The organism is Natronoarchaeum rubrum, assembly GCF_024494695.1.
Genome location: NZ_JANHDP010000003.1, coordinates 301,389 through 315,107, shown reverse-complemented (window position 1 = coordinate 315,107; position 13,719 = coordinate 301,389). Strand labels below are relative to the sequence as shown.

Sequence of the window (13,719 nt, the reverse complement as noted above, 5' to 3'; positions counted from 1 at the left end):
GGGCAAAAATCTAGTAGCTGTGAACGGTTCGCCGATTATTTCGAATCCCAGTTGGCGAATCTCCGGATCGGATCAACAGCACTATCTTCTCCCCGGGGCCTTGGTCCGACGATACGAACATATGACGGGTACCGAGGAGGCGCCGTCCGCGGGCGCGACGCCCGACGGCGGCATCGAACGGGAGCAACCGATGTCCGACGGATCGGCATCCGACGATCTCGAGTACGGCATCGACGACAAACCCCCAGTGGGCGAATCGGCCGTGCTGGGCGTCCAGCACTACCTGACGATGGTCGGCGCGAACATCGCCGTCCCGCTGATCCTCGCGGACGCGATGGGGATGCCCCCCGGCGTGACCGCACGGTTCATCGGCACGTTCTTCGTCGTCTCGGGGATCGCCACGCTCGCCCAGACCACGTTCGGGAACCGGTACCCGATCGTACAGGGCGCGCCGTTCTCGATGCTGACGCCCGCGCTGGCGGTCGTGACGGTCGTCACGACGACCGGCGTCGGCGCCGGCGACTGGGAGGCGGCGCTGTTGCAGTTGCAGGGTGCGATCATCGTCGCCTCGCTCGTCGAGGTGGCGATCGGGTACTTCGGGTTGATCGGCAAACTGCGACGGTACCTTTCGCCGGTCGTGATCGCGCCGACGATCGCGCTGATCGGGCTGTCGCTGTTCGGGGCGCCCCAGATCACGGCGGCCCAGCAGAACTGGTGGCTGCTCGGGTTGACGCTCGGGTTGATCGTGCTGTTCTCGCAGTATCTCGACGTTCGTCACCGGGCGTTCCGTCTCTATCCCGTCGTCCTCGGTCTCGCGATCGCCTGGCTTCTCGCCGCCGGACTGTCGGTCGGGGGCATCATCGAGAGCGGACAGCCCGGCTACATCGCGTTGAGCGACATCACCGACACATCGCTCGTCCTGCCGATCTACCCGTTCCAGTGGGGAACGCCGCAGTTCACCGGCGCCTTTATCGCCGGGATGATCGCCGGCGTGCTGGCGTCGGTCGTCGAGAGCATCGGCGACTACTACGCCGTCGCGAACATCACCGGCTCGGGCGCGCCCAGCGAGAAGCGGATCAACCAGGGCATCGGCATGGAGGGGCTGATGAACCTATTCTCGGGCATCATGGGTACCGGCGGCTCGACGTCGTACTCCGAGAACATCGGCGCCATCGGGCTGACCGGCGTCGCTTCCCGCTACGTCGTCCAGATCGGCGCCGCGGTGATGATCGTCGTCGGCTTCGTGGGCTACTTCGGGCAGGCCATCGCGACGATCCCGGACCCGATCGTCGGCGGCCTGTTCGTCGCGATGTTCGCACAGATCGTCGCGGTCGGGGTCTCGAATCTCAAGCACGTCGATCTCGACTCCTCGCGCAACACGTTCATCGTCGGCTTCGCGCTGTTCGTCGGACTGGCGATTCCGGCGTACATGGGGAACTTCCAAAGTATCGCCGGGTTCCGGGCGGGCCTCTCTGGCGTCGCCGTCGTCGGCCCGCTGCTCGGCGAGCGGCTGATCGCAGACACGATCTACGTGATCGGCTCGACCGGGATGGCCGTCGGCGGCCTGTCGGCGCTCGTGCTGGACAACACGATCCCCGGCAGTCGCGAAGAGCGCGGCCTCGCGGCGTGGGAGCGACTCACCGAGGACGACGACGAGTTCGAGTCGTTCTGGGATCGCTGGGCCGGCGCGGACGACTGAGCGACTCCGCGAAAACGGATCTCAGGGTTTGTGCGTGAACAGAACCGGCGTCCCGTCGTGGACCGTCGTACAGAGGTCCAGCGGCATCGTCTGGTTCAGACTCGTGTACTCGTTCTTGCAGACGACCATGTCGTCGAACGGCTCCTCGCAGGCGGGGCAGGCGAGCGAGACGGTGTTTTGATACAGCTTGATCGAGTCGTTCTCCTCGCGCAGCGTCGTCGAGGAGACGAACTTGTCGAACTGTTCCATACCCGCCTATTCGTGCCGCGAATGTTAAAACTATATCCCGGTCAGGCGAGGGGACCGGTGTACTCACCACCCGACCGTCTCGGCGCGTCGAGTACGCCGAGCTTACTCGCCGCGTCGCCGCGCGCGACTGAGATTCGTTCAAAGGTTGTCGATGCTCAGTTCCACGAATCGTTCCTCTCAGAGCGAAAATGGTAGCAAGAAGCGAGTGTCCGTGTGACGGATCTGAAAGAGTTAAACCGCCCAATACCCAGAGTACGGGTATGACTAGAAACGACGTGCAACTGGGGGTCGTCGGACTCGGTAACATCGGGCACTACCACGCGGACCGGCTGACCGAGCTCGGCGCCAATCTCGTCGGGGGGATGGACATCGACTCCGACGCTCGGGCGGACTTCTCGGAGAAGTTCGACGTACCGACGTTCGAGGATCACGCGGAGCTGTTCGAGCAGGTCGACGCCGTCGTCGTCACGACGCCGAACAAGTTCCACGAGCAGTACGCCGTCGACGCGCTCGAAGCCGACATCGACGTGCTCCTCGAGAAGCCGCTGGCCGACACCGTCGAGAGCGCCGAGCGGATCGTCGCGGCGGCCCGCGAGGCCGACAGCTTCTGCATGGTCGGGTTCCACAGCCGCTATCACCACCAGGCCGAGATCATCAAGGACCAGCAGACGACCGGCCAGTTCGGCGACGTCACCCACGTCGAGGCGAACTACGTTCGGCGCCGCGGCATCCCCGGGCGGGGCTCGTGGTTCACCGCCGAGAACGTCGCTGGCGGCGGCTCGCTGATCGACATCGGCGTCCACGCGATCGACCTCGCGCTGCACTTCCTCGATTATCCCGAGGTCGTCGAGGTTTCGGGCACCGCACGCTCGGAGTTCGGCACGAACGAGGACTACGCCTACGTCGACATGTGGGGCGACGACCAGGGCGCCGACCACTTCGACGTCGACGACTCCGCGACGGCGCTGATCCGCTGTGCCGGCGGCCAGACGATCTCGCTGGAGGTCGCGTGGGCGACTAACCGCCCGCCGACTCAGGAGTTCTTCGTCCGGGGCACCGAGGCCGGCGCGCGCTTCGACAAGTCCAGCGGCGACCTCGAACTCTACGAGGCGGGTCAGGGCGGCGCACACCACCTCTCGACGACCGAGGTCGAGACGCGCTCGCACGATCCCCACCGACAGGAGCAGGTCGCATTCCTCGAGGCCGTGGCGTCGGGCCAGCCCCCCGAACGCAACACGGTCGACGAGGCGCTCACCGTCCAGCGCGTCATCGAGGCCATCTACCGGTCCGGCGAGACCGGCCGCGCCGTCAGACTCGACGAGGAGGTCGAGTCCGACGCCGACGCGCCCGTCGCGAACGACTAACTCCGAGTTCCTCTCTGTCGTTTCTCTCCGAAGTTTTATTCTCCAGTCGGTCGTTGCGAGCAGTATGGACATCGGCGTACACACACCGCCGCTTTACGATCGTTCGTTCGAGGACGCGCTCTCCGTGCTCTCGGAGATGGGCGTCGACGCCGTCGAGCCCGGCGTCGGCGGCTACCCCGGCGACGACCACCTCCCGCGGTCGGAGTATCTCGACGACGCGGACGCTCAGGCCGAACTGCAGGACGCCCTCGACGAGCACGACATGCGCATCTCGGCGCTGGCGACCCACAACAACCCGCTCCACCCCGACGACGAGCAGGCCGAGGCGGCCGACACCGAACTCCGCGAGGCGATCGAACTCGCCGGCCAGCTGGACGTGAACACGGTCACCTGCTTTTCTGGGCTGCCGGCGGGCGGGCCCGACGACGACGTGCCGAACTGGATCACGGCGCCGTGGCCCAGCGAGCACGCCGACGCTCACGAGTACCAGTGGGAAGAGGTCGCGATCCCCTACTGGAGCGAAATCGCCGAGTTCGCCGACGAGCACGGCGTCGACGTCGCCATCGAGATGCATCCCAACATGCTCGTTTACGAGCCACACGGCATGCTCGAACTCCGCGAGGCGACGGGCCAGCGCATCGGCGCGAACTTCGATCCCTCGCATCTGTACTGGCAGGGAATCGAGATTACCGACGCGATCCGCCTGCTCGGTGAGCACGACGCCATCCACCACTTCCACGCCAAGGACACCAAGGTCTACGAGGAACAGGCCCGCGAGAAGGGCGTCCTCGATACGACCGCCTACACCGAGGAGGCCGACCGCTCGTGGCTGTTCCGCTCGATCGGCTACGGCCACGGCGAGTCCCACTGGAAGGACATCGTCTCGACGCTCCGGATGGTCGGCTACGAGGGCGCGCTCTCGATCGAACACGAGGACTCGCTGACCTCCTCGCTCGAAGGGCTGGAGAAGGCCGTCGACATGCTCGATCGCGCCGTCTTCGACACCCAGCCCGGCGACGCCTACTGGGCGTAGCGCGCACGTACATTTTTAAGCCATCGGCGGACAACGTACCGCCACGATGGAGATCGAGATCACTCACCGTCCCGCGTACGCCCACCTGAACGTCGAGCTCGAACAGGGCGAGTCGATCCTCGCCGAGCCCGGCGCGATGGTCAGCCACTCGTCGACGATCGGGATCGAGACGACGTCGAGTCGCGACGGGCTGCTCAGCTCGGCGAAATCGATGCTCGGCGGCGAGTCGCTGGTCGCAAACGAATTCACCGCCGAGGGCGGGCGCGGCACGGTGACGCTCGCGCCGCCCAAGCCCGGCGACGTCCACCACCACGAACTGAACGGCGAAACGCTGTACGCCGTCGACGGCGCCTTTCTCGCTTCCGGCCCGGAAATCGACATCGACTCCGAGTTCGGCGGGCTGCAGTCGATGCTGGCCGGCGCGAGCATCACGCCCCTGGCACTCAAGGGGACCGGCAGCGTCTTCATCGAGGCGTTCGGCGGACTGGAGACCGTCGAACTGGGAAGCGGCGAGACGTACACCGTCGACAACGAGCACGTCGTCGCGTGGGAGGAGTCGGTCGACTTCGACGCCCGGCGCGTCGGCGGCCTCAAGTCGACGCTGCTCAGCGGCGAGGGGCTCGTGATGGACTTTTCGGGCCCCGGAACGGTGTGGTACCAGACGCGCGGGCTCGACGCCTTTACCTCGGCCATCGCCGGCTCGCTGCAGGGCGGCAACGGCGACGACGACGGCGGGGTCAACGTCGACGTGTTCTGAGCCGGACCCGGGGATGATCGCAGACGGGAACAACTAACTTGAGTTCCCACGAATCACCCTCCATGACCCTACAGGTCGGCGTACTCGGCTATCGGTTCATGGGACAGGCCCACGCGAACGCGCTGGCTCGGCTGCCGATGTTCTTTCCCGACGCGCCCGACGTCGAGCGGGACGTTCTGATCGGTCGCGACGAGGACGCGCTGGCGGACGCCGCCGACCAGCTCGGCTTCTCGCGGACGGCGACCGACTGGCGCGACGTGATCGACGAGGTCGACGTCTTCTACAACCTCGGCCCGAACCACGTCCACGCCGAGCCGTCGATCGCGGCGCTCGAAGCGGGGACGCCAGTCTTCTGCGAGAAGCCGCTGGCGCCGCGGCTCGACGAGGCCGAGGAGATGGCCGCCGCGGCGCGGGACGCCGACGTGCCGGCCGGCGCGGCGTTCAACTACCGCTTCGTCCCGGCGATCCGGTACGCGAAGAACCTGATCGACGACGGCGAACTCGGCGAGATCCACCACGTCCGCGGCCGGTACCTCCAGGACTGGCTGGTCGACCCGGAGGCGCCGTGGTCGTGGCGCAACGACGAGGAGATGGCCGGTTCCGGCGCGCTGGGCGACCTCGGCTCTCACACCGTGGACCTCGCGCGCTTCCTCGTCGGCGACCGACAGGGCGAGATCGATCGCCTCTCGGGGCATCTCAAGACGTTCGTCGACGAGCGCCCCGTCGAGGGCGACGACGAGACCCGTCCGGTGACGGTCGACGACGCCTACTCCGCGCAGGCGGAGTTCGAGGGCGGCGCGATGGCAACGTTCGAGGCCTCGCGGTTCGCCAACGGTCACAAGAACGACCACACGATCGATATCCAGGGCTCGAAGGGCAGCCTCAAGTTCTCGCTCGAACGCCTGAACGAGTTGAAGGTGCTCCGCGAGCACAACCGCGGCTACGAGACCGTGCTCGTCACCGACGAGTCGGACCCCTACGTCGAACACTGGTGGCCGCCGGGCCACGTCATCGGCTGGGAGCACACGTTCGTCCACGAGAACTACGAGTTCCTCACCGCGGTCGCCGAGGGCGGCGCGGCGTCGCCGAACTTCGAGGACGGACTGGCCGCACAGCGGGTGCTCGACGCCGTCGAGCGGAGCGACGACCGCGGCGAGTGGGTCGACGTCGAGTAGGGCGTCTCGGCGGCGGCGGATCGAGGTTGGATGCCGGATGGTGGTTCGAGACGGCCCGTAGGGGGACTTTCTACTGGATGAGATAGAGACAGCGCGCGAGTCTTGCACGACGAGCCGCTCGAATAGCGAGCAACGAGAAACGGTCGATACCGTCAGCACGAGCAGTTGCCTGAAATCCACGACGGATCGGAAGTTAACACATATATTCGATAACCGGGTGTTTCTACGTAATATGCGATTCTGTGACGAGTGTGGTTCGATGATGCACACGGAGGGCGACACGTGGCTGTGTCGCTCCTGTGAGAACGAGGAGTCGCGAGACTCGCAAGCGGAAGCCGCGATGGCGATCCAGGATGGACAGCGGGACGACGGGGCACCCGACGTGGCCGACGCAACCCAGGGCTCCACCGAGACGATGCAAGAGCCCTGTCCGGCGGACGACTGCGACAGCGACCGGGCCTACTACGAGATGCTGCCGAAGCCGGGCGGCTCCTACGAGGTGCGGCTGTTCACCTGCGTCGAGTGCGGCCACAAGTGGCGCGAGTCCTGACTCCTCGGTACCAAACCACTCAATTCGTAGATGTCCGTATCGACGCGCCGCCCTCAGAGTTCCCGATTCTTCTCGTCGGTGACGACCGAGTCGATCAGTTCGAGCGGCGTCGCGTCGTAGGCCGGGTTGCCGACCTCGAACCCCTCGGCCGGTTCGAGCATCACCTCGCTGGCGGGGCGATAGTCGTTCTCGAAGACGAACCCTTCCTCGACGATCTTGGTGCCCGATCCGACGACGGTCATCGGCGTCCCGACGGTGTCGGCGGTCGCGGCGATCGGGAACGTCCCGACCCGGTTGTACAGTACGTCGTCGACGATGCAGGTGATGCCGGTCATCGCGAGGTCGCACTTCTCGAGGTAGTGTCCGCAGGCGCCTTCGGTGATCAGCGTCACGTCGATCGGGTCGTAGCCCGCGAGCGTCCGCGCGGTTCGCCGGCCCAGGTAGCGCGGCCGGCCCTCGGTGACGTACACGTCGAGGTACATGCCCTCCGCGATCGCCAGCTCGATCGCTTCGAGCACCGTCGTCGAGTAGTCGTGGGTCATGATCGCCATCCCGTCCTCGAACAGGTCGACGGCGTTCGCAGCGGCCCTTCGCTTGCCTTTCTCGATCCCCTCGACGACGCCGTCGATCACCTCCTGAGCGTCCCGCTTGGCTTCCTCGATGTCGTCGTAGTCTCGGGTCGTTACCGCGTCTTTCACCTCCAGCATCGCGTTCTGCAGCGACGCGTGAGAGGGGTTCGCCCGGCGCAGCGCGCTGACGTTGCGATCGATGTCGCGCTCGAACTCCTCGACCGTCGCAAAGTCCCTGTCGAGCAGCGATTCCAGCGCCCGGGTCGCCTTGATCGCCACCGTCGAGGAGCTCGACGTCTGCATCTCCTCGATTTCCGCGACAGTCTCGTTGATCATGTCATCACACTCGCGGCAGGCGGGCAAAGTCCTTGCGGGGAGGGCAACGCTCCGTCCCGACGCAGAGGATCGACCGACGAGCGTCGGCATCGATCGGTCGGAGACCGGCGTCGGAACCGTGATGCGGTCGCGGGCCGTACGTTCCGGCGATGGTTTCGGTGAGCTACACCTGTCCCTACTGCGACGCCGTCGTCGAGATCGAGCGGGACGCCTACCTCGCGGACAAGTCCGTGACGCGCGAACCGCTGGCGGGGTACGACTACGCGTCGACGACCGACGACGATCGCGAGGCGGCCGACGGCATCCAGTTCGTCTGTATCGGCGATCCCGAGGACGAAGGCAGCGGTTGCGGCCGGACGTTCTACCTCAACTTCATCAAGTACGAGGGCGGGTTCGAGCGCGACGACGGCCCGTCGCTGGAGGACGCCCCGCGGTTCGATTTCCGGCCCTGACCGACAGCGACTCCCTACCGTTCCGGACGTGCGTTACCGCCCCTCGTCGTTGACGGCAGCGTCGCCTTCGCGGTCGGCTTCGAGCGTTTCCACGCGCTGCTCCAACTGCTGGATCCGACGCTCGGCGTTCTGCACGGAGTTCCAGAACGCCCCGAGTACGATGAGTAACACGCCACCGAGCAACAGTCCGGCGGGGCCGGACAGGAGAAACAGCAGGATGCCGATCGGGAGCACGAGAAGCGAGGCGAGAACGTAGATTCCGTCGACGCTCATCGGCCGATATTGTAGATTGGCCGACACTAAAAGTTGCGATCCGGGTTCCGCGTTCGGATCGCTACGCCGCGAGCGGCGTCGTTACTCGTACAGCGGGTGCTCGGCGGCGAGCCGGTCGATCTCGGCTTCGACGTCGTCCCGGACTTCCTCGAAGTTGTCCTCGGCGACGGCGTCGACGACCTGCGCGATGAGGTCGCCGACGGTGCGGGTCGCCTCCTCGTCGAAGCCGCGCGTCGTCAGCGGCGGCGTGCCGGCGCGGATGCCGCTCGGGTTGAACGAGCTGCGGGTCTCGCCGGGCACGGTGTTGGCGTTCAGGACGATGCCGACCTCTTCGAGCGCCTCCTCGGCGTCGTTACCGGTGACGTCCGGGTGGGACTCGCGGAGGTCGACGAGCACGAGGTGGTTGTCCGTGCCCTCCGAAACGAGGCTGAAGCCGTGGTCGGCGAGCGTCTCGCCGAGCGCTTTGGCGTTGTCGATCGTCTGCTGGGCGTACTCCTCGAACGAGGGATCGAGCGCCTCCTCGAAGCCGACCGCCTTGCCGGCGATGTTGTGCATGAGAGGGCCGCCCTGCGCGCCGGGGAACACGGCCGAGTCGACGTCGTCGGCGTACTCCTCGTCGCAGATGATGATGCCGCCGCGGCCCGCGCGGATCGTCTTGTGGGTCGAGCCGGTGACGAAGTCGGCGACGCCGACCGGCGAGGGGTGGACGCCCGCCGCGACCAGGCCCGTGATGTGGGCCATGTCTGCGAGGTGGTACGCGTCGGCGGCGTCGGCGGCCTCCTGGATCTTCTCCCACTCGACCGTGCGGGGGTACGCCGAGTAGCCCGAGACGACGATGTCGGGATCGAACTCTTCGGCCTGCGCTTTGACCTCCTCGTAGTCGATGTAGCCCGTCTCGGGGTCGACCTCGTACTGCTCGACCTCGAACAGCTGGCCCGTGAAGTTCGCCGGGTGGCCGTGTGAGAGGTGGCCGCCGTGAGTCAGGTCCAGCGAGAGAATCTTGTCGCCGGGGTCGAGTACCGCCAGGTAGACGCCCATGTTCGCCTGCGTGCCCGAGTGGGGCTGGACGTTGACGTGGTCGCCGCCCCAGAGTTCCTTCGCGCGCTCGATGGCCAGGTTCTCGACCTCGTCGGCGTACTCGCAGCCCGCGTAGTAGCGGGCGCCGGGGTAGCCCTCGGCGTACACGTTCGTCAGTGCCGAGCTCTGGGCTTCCAGGACCGCCTCGCTCGCGTGGTTCTCGCTGGCGATCATCTGGAGGGTGCTTCGCTGGCGCTCTACCTCGCCGCTCAGGGCGTCTGCGATCTCGGGATCGACCTCCCTGACGGTGTCGTACTTCATGTTCGTACGTCGGGGGGCGCCCGCGTATAATTGTACCCTTTCGCCGATTTTTCGGGTGTGATCCTGTAGCAGTATCGCGCCGCCGAGCGGTCACTCGCCGCGTGCTGATCTCTCCCGCCGCCCATCGTTCGACCCCGTTCGTGCAGAAACGTGCACGCCGGATCGCCGGCGTCGAACGCTCTGACGACCGGAATCCGTCCGGAACGACGCGCTAGATCCCCTCAGTCGATACAAATAACTGCCACTAGCGTTTTCGTTCGACTCGAATGATCGAGTGGGAGGTGACGGAGTCCGGGCTCCGGGTCCTCGACGCCGGCGGCGCCGAGATGGCCGTTCGGAGCCCGGGCCTCGACCTCGCGCGCAGCGAGGCCGATCTCCCGCGACCGGTCGATTCGACGCTCGTCTGTTCGGTCTCGGAACTGACCTTCCCCTCGGCGGTCGTGTACGCGACGCCGCTCTCGGGCGGGCGGACCCGGGAACTCGGTCCCGAGACCGACCCGGTCGCGCTCCCCGACGACGAGTACGTGATCGACGTCGACGCCGAGATCAAGACCTACCTCGGGGTCGACGGCGAGTGCTCGATCCGCCGGTCTGAGAGCTTCGACCGGACCGTCGTCTCCTTTCCCGAGCGCACCGACGTCGCCGTCGGATTCCGGAGTCGGAGCGAGGTCCCGACGCATTCGATGACCGTCCCGCCGACGCCGGAGGGCGTCGCGACGGCGCTCTCGCACCTCCACGCGTCGCACCGCACGACCGGCGTCGACCGCTCGTACCCGTCGCTCCGGGGGCACCCGCCGCGTCTCGACGCCGGCGAGGAGATCGACGTGCCCGACGCCGTCGTCGCCGCGACGCCGTCGACGGGGATCGAGATCGTCGCGCCCGACGACCTGGCCTCGCTGTACGTGCTCGCGCCGCTCGCGTACTATCTGCAGGCGTCGGTCGACGTCGCGGATCGTCCTCGCCCCGTCCTCCGACTGCCCTCGCTCGACGCCGAGTGGGAGCTGTCGGGGCTCCCCGACCTCGAACGCGAAGTGACCCGGCTCCTGCGGCAAGTGTTTTTCCTCGACTGTCTGGTGCGAAACGTCGGCCCCTACGGGACGGAGCTCGCGGAGGCGAGCTTGCTCGACACGCTCGGATTAGACGCGGGCGCGCTGTACGACGCCGCGCCGGACGAACGGCTCGGGACGTACATGACGGTCGCCCACGAGGCGATCCAGCACCGGCTCCCCGACTGGCACCTCTCGACGTACGTCGAGCCGACGCCCGAGCACCTCTCGACGCTCCCGCACCTGCTCGACCGGCTGAGCCTGATCTGTGCGCCTCGAACCTCCGAACTGGAGGGCTGCGAGCTCGTCGCCCGCTCGCTCGACGACTTCTACCGCGGCTCGACCGGCGGCCGCGGCGTCGGGCAGGTGGCGTCGGTCGACATCGTCAAGCCGGAACTCCGCGAGGGGCGCATCCACGGCTGGCTCGCCGAAGGGACGCCGATAGACGTGTTCAAATCGACGCCCGCGGCCTACGAGCACCGGATCGACTATCTCGAACGGGGTAGCGACGGCATCGACATCGCCGTCGTACTCAACGACGAGGAGATGTCCGACGAGGTCGACGTCGCCGAGATCTACCGGCGGCGCGGCGAGGACCTCTCGATCGACGTCAGCGTCGAGGAGCAGCTGTCGACGGCGGGGCTGGCCCGGCTGTTCGAGTCGCCACACGACTTCGTCCACTACATCGGCCACTGTGAGCAGTCGGGACTGCGCTGTCCGGACGGCTACCTGTCGGCGTCCAGCCTCGACGACTGCCGCGCCCAGACGTTCTTCCTGAACGCCTGCGGATCGTACTACGAGGGGCTGGAGCTGGTCGAGCGGGGCAGCGTCGCGGGCGCGATCACGTTCTCGCAGGTGCTCAACGAGCACGCCGTCAAGGTGGGCTCAACGTTCGCCCGCCTGCTGGTCCACGGGTTCGGCATCGAGCGGGCGCTTCAGCTCGCTCGCCGGCGCATCATGATGGGCAAGGACTACGCGGTCGTCGGCGACGGCACCCACTCGCTCGCCCAGAGCGAGAACCGCCTCCCCGCGACCGCGACGCTCGAACGCGTCGAGGGCGACCGATTCCTGCTGTCGTACGACCAGTTCTCCTCGCGCCACGTCGGCGGGTTCTACCAGCCGTTTCTGGCGGACAACGAGTATTCGTACCTCTGTGGCACCGAGTCCGAGCACGCGCTCTCCCGCGAGCGACTGCTCGCGTATCTCGACCGAGCCGAGATGCCAGTCATTTTCGACGGCGACGTGTACTGGTCGGACGACCTTCGGGCCGTCATCGAAGACGCGTCTTGAGCTCGCACCGCAGCGGCGACGACGGCGTCGATCAGCGATCGGGGCGGACGCCATCGCCGCCGATCAGCGGACGAGGCGGGCGCAGACGACGGCTCCGTATCCGATCCTCCGGCCGCTTCCGGCAGCTTCAAACGCCTCGGGCGGCAACGTCGGGGCATGAGCATCGAGACCGACGCCGGCACGATCGAGCAGGACGTCGAGGCGCTCGGCCGCCAACTCGGCGAGGCGATCGAGCAGCTCCCCGAGTACCGCGAGCTGCAGGAGGCCCAGGCCGCCGTCGAGGTGTCGGAGGACGCCCAGGAACGCATCGAGGAGTTCGAGCAGCTCCGCCAGGAGTTCATGCTCGCCCGGCAGACCGGCGACGCTTCCCAGGAGGACCTTCAGGAACTCCAGCAGGCACAGAGCGAACTTCACGAGATCCCCGTGATGGCCGAGTATCTGGAAGCCCAGAACCGGCTCGACGCCAAGCTCGAAGCGATCAACGACGCGATTTCCGAGCCGCTCGACATCGACTTCGGCGAGGAAGCAGGCGGCTGCTGCGAAGACTAGACGCTCTTTTCGCGTTCCGACCGACGTGCCCCGTCCGAGAGCACAACACTTAGGCTCCGACTGGTCCCAGGTTTCGGGTATGGAGATCGAAAGCGACTGGGGCGACTGGCTGCCCCGCGAGATCGAGGCGGCAGAACCCGACGGCATCGCCGTCTGGTATCTCGGCTGCAACGGCTTCGCAGTGAAGGCCGGCGACGGCACGACGCTGTTTATCGACCCCTACGTCGGACTGGGCGACCCGCCGCGGACGCTGCGGATGATCCCCGTCCCGTTCGACCCCGAGGACGTCGCCGACGCCGACGCCGTGCTGGCGACCCACGAGCACACCGACCACGTCCACGGCCCGAGCCAGGCGCCGATCCTCGAAGCGACTGGCGCCCCGCTGTACGCGCCTGACGACAGCCTCGACGTCGCGCTCGACGACGAGGACTGGCAGGCCGACTACGACATCGCCGACGACCAGTTCGTCGAGGTCGCCGAGGGCGACGAGTTCGAGGTCGGCGAGGTCTCGATCACCGTCGAGGTCGCGCAGGACGCCGACGCAACCCACCCCGTTTCCTACGTGATCGAGTACGAGGGCGCGACGTTCTTCCACGGCGGCGACACCAAACCCAGCGACGAGTTCGAGCGCGTCGGCGACGAATACGACATCGATCTGGGCGTACTCGCGTTCGGTACGGTCGGCAACGTTCCCGACAAGGAGACCGGCGAGCCGATCCGCACGAAGTGGTACAACGACGAGAATCAGGCGATCAAAGCCGCCAGCGACCTGCAGTTCGATCGGTTCCTGCCGAGCCACTGGGACATGTGGAAGGGGCTGACCGCCGACCCGAAGGTGCTCCACCACCACGCCAAGAGCTTCGAGTCTCCCGGCTCGCTGGAGATCGTGGAGATCGGCGACCGAGTGGAACTGTAGGGCTCGCCGCTGCGCGCGGTCTCTCCCACCCCGCGATTACGACGACTTTCTTATATTTCTCGGCGAGATAGTATAGTACGATGTCTGCGTGCTGCGAATAGAACTGTTGCGGGATACGTGCCC

At 66.7% G+C, this 13,719-nt stretch carries 14 protein-coding genes; 10 read left to right on the top strand and 4 right to left on the bottom strand.

The window, feature by feature from the left end:
* The first annotated feature begins 190 nt into the window (after positions 1-190).
* Positions 191-1,699, top strand: coding sequence for a uracil-xanthine permease family protein (locus NO931_RS09185; RefSeq protein ID WP_256391394.1), 1,509 nt, complete (start codon positions 191-193; stop codon positions 1,697-1,699).
* A gap of 21 nt (positions 1,700-1,720) precedes the next feature.
* Here the strand turns inward: NO931_RS09185 and NO931_RS09180 are convergent, their stop codons facing one another.
* The gene (locus NO931_RS09180; RefSeq protein ID WP_097007777.1) at positions 1,721-1,948 is read right to left on the bottom strand and encodes a DUF7385 family protein; all 228 of its coding nucleotides are present in this window, start codon (positions 1,946-1,948) and stop codon (positions 1,721-1,723) included.
* 260 nt (positions 1,949-2,208) lie between these two features.
* On the opposite strand from NO931_RS09180, the gene NO931_RS09175 reads away from it, so the two are divergent.
* The 5 genes from NO931_RS09175 (at position 2,209) to NO931_RS09155 (ending at position 6,827) form a co-directional block, all read left to right on the top strand.
* A complete protein-coding gene (locus tag NO931_RS09175) occupies positions 2,209-3,312 on the top strand; it encodes a Gfo/Idh/MocA family protein (RefSeq protein ID WP_256391358.1) in 1,104 nt (367 codons plus the stop codon).
* Between the two features lie 64 nt (positions 3,313-3,376).
* On the top strand, positions 3,377-4,345 hold the full coding sequence (locus NO931_RS09170; RefSeq protein ID WP_256391357.1) for a sugar phosphate isomerase/epimerase family protein: 969 nt from the start codon (positions 3,377-3,379) through the stop codon (positions 4,343-4,345).
* A gap of 46 nt (positions 4,346-4,391) precedes the next feature.
* A complete protein-coding gene (locus tag NO931_RS09165; protein WP_256391356.1) occupies positions 4,392-5,102 on the top strand; it encodes a TIGR00266 family protein in 711 nt (236 codons plus the stop codon).
* Positions 5,103-5,164: 62 nt separating this feature from the next.
* The gene (locus NO931_RS09160; RefSeq protein WP_256391355.1) at positions 5,165-6,277 is read left to right on the top strand and encodes a Gfo/Idh/MocA family protein; all 1,113 of its coding nucleotides are present in this window, start codon (positions 5,165-5,167) and stop codon (positions 6,275-6,277) included.
* A gap of 232 nt (positions 6,278-6,509) precedes the next feature.
* The gene (locus tag NO931_RS09155) at positions 6,510-6,827 is read left to right on the top strand and encodes an RPA12/RPB9/RPC11 RNA polymerase family protein (RefSeq protein ID WP_256391354.1); all 318 of its coding nucleotides are present in this window, start codon (positions 6,510-6,512) and stop codon (positions 6,825-6,827) included.
* 53 nt (positions 6,828-6,880) lie between these two features.
* On the opposite strand, the gene NO931_RS09150 is transcribed toward NO931_RS09155, so the two are convergent.
* A complete protein-coding gene (locus NO931_RS09150) occupies positions 6,881-7,732 on the bottom strand; it encodes an eIF2B alpha/beta/delta subunit family protein (RefSeq protein ID WP_256391353.1) in 852 nt (283 codons plus the stop codon).
* A gap of 149 nt (positions 7,733-7,881) precedes the next feature.
* Between NO931_RS09150 and NO931_RS09145 the strand changes: the two genes are divergently transcribed.
* Complete coding sequence (locus NO931_RS09145) at positions 7,882-8,184, top strand: DUF7969 family protein (protein WP_256391352.1); 303 nt, start codon at positions 7,882-7,884, stop codon at positions 8,182-8,184.
* A gap of 33 nt (positions 8,185-8,217) precedes the next feature.
* Here NO931_RS09145 and NO931_RS09140 read toward each other — a convergent pair whose 3' ends face one another.
* The gene (locus tag NO931_RS09140; RefSeq protein WP_256391351.1) at positions 8,218-8,457 is read right to left on the bottom strand and encodes a hypothetical protein; all 240 of its coding nucleotides are present in this window, start codon (positions 8,455-8,457) and stop codon (positions 8,218-8,220) included.
* Between the two features lie 81 nt (positions 8,458-8,538).
* On the bottom strand, positions 8,539-9,795 hold the full coding sequence (glyA, locus tag NO931_RS09135; protein ID WP_256391350.1) for a serine hydroxymethyltransferase: 1,257 nt from the start codon (positions 9,793-9,795) through the stop codon (positions 8,539-8,541).
* A 266-nt stretch (positions 9,796-10,061) separates the two neighbouring features.
* On the opposite strand from glyA, the gene NO931_RS09130 reads away from it, so the two are divergent.
* From NO931_RS09130 to NO931_RS09120, 3 genes are all read left to right on the top strand, one after another.
* Entirely contained in the window at positions 10,062-12,131 is a 2,070-nt protein-coding gene (locus NO931_RS09130; RefSeq protein WP_256391349.1) for a hypothetical protein, read from the top strand.
* A gap of 156 nt (positions 12,132-12,287) precedes the next feature.
* Positions 12,288-12,680 (top strand): YlbF/YmcA family competence regulator, encoded by a 393-nt coding sequence (locus tag NO931_RS09125; RefSeq protein WP_256391348.1) that lies wholly within the window; start codon positions 12,288-12,290, stop codon positions 12,678-12,680.
* A 79-nt stretch (positions 12,681-12,759) separates the two neighbouring features.
* Positions 12,760-13,596: an MBL fold metallo-hydrolase gene (locus NO931_RS09120; RefSeq protein WP_256391347.1), complete on the top strand. Its 837-nt coding sequence runs from the start codon at positions 12,760-12,762 to the stop codon at positions 13,594-13,596.
* Positions 13,597-13,719 lie beyond the last annotated feature (123 nt).